Genomic DNA, 784 nt, shown 5'->3' on the forward strand with positions numbered 1-784 from the left:
ATGGCCTGTTGTACTGGAATAAAGATAAAGCCACTGATAAGCGCCAGAAAGAGGCAGAACCAGTAAGGGACTTGAACCAGAAAAGGCCAACTATCAAGATCGAAGATCGAACCTATGACCTGTGCAGACTAAATTACTTTATGCATTATGGCGTATGGCCTGAATGCATTATTAATAAAGACCACAATAAGGGAAATTGGCATATTGATAACCTCATGCCAGCAGATGCACAGCAGAGTAATATGCATCGTAAGTTTGATATGAGAACATATTCTATTATTGAGCGTGTGACAGCGACAGGTAAGCGCAAATATTACCCTATTCTTAAATACTTTGATAAAAATAGATCGCTAGGTAGTTTTACTAGTGAATCTGATGCTATCTACGCAGCAATCACAGCCCGTAAGATCTTGCATGGTGATTACCTAGCAAAAGATCTAAAGAATTTACTCTAATGGTGGAGTAAATACACCTTAACGGGTGTTTGTGTCTGAAACGTGCCACGGCTGTTTTATACGCATTTCCTTAGCGGGACACCATGAGGGAACCGGAAAACCTTGATCCGTTCCTTTGAATGCTGGGGAAGGGCTGGAGTAATGAACCAGCCTGAACCTCTACCCTATTCATTCCCCACGGATGAATAACACGGAAAATACTGTCATAAAAAACCTGCCAGTTTTTTAAACTTAAACTTTCGTGTATGGATTTAGCCGTCCTATATAAAGTGGAGAGGGGCTTAATAACCCCTCTCGCTTTTCTTTCCGTGGCGATAAAACAAATCCTT

Annotated in this window: 2 protein-coding genes; one reads left to right on the forward strand and one right to left on the reverse strand. The window is 41.1% G+C overall.

Translation table 11 applies throughout. The features are described 5' to 3' along the window. Positions 1-455: hypothetical protein (locus N1032_RS24855; RefSeq protein ID WP_259543213.1), on the forward strand; the 455-nt coding region annotated here is incomplete at its 5' end. Positions 456-525: 70 nt separating this feature from the next. Here N1032_RS24855 and N1032_RS24860 read toward each other — a convergent pair. Continuing rightward, positions 526-784: hypothetical protein (locus N1032_RS24860; RefSeq protein WP_259543215.1), on the reverse strand; the 259-nt coding region annotated here is incomplete at its 5' end.

The sequence above is a fragment of the Herbiconiux daphne genome, assembly GCF_024979295.1.
GTDB classification, from domain to species: domain Bacteria; phylum Actinomycetota; class Actinomycetes; order Actinomycetales; family Microbacteriaceae; genus Herbiconiux; species Herbiconiux daphnes.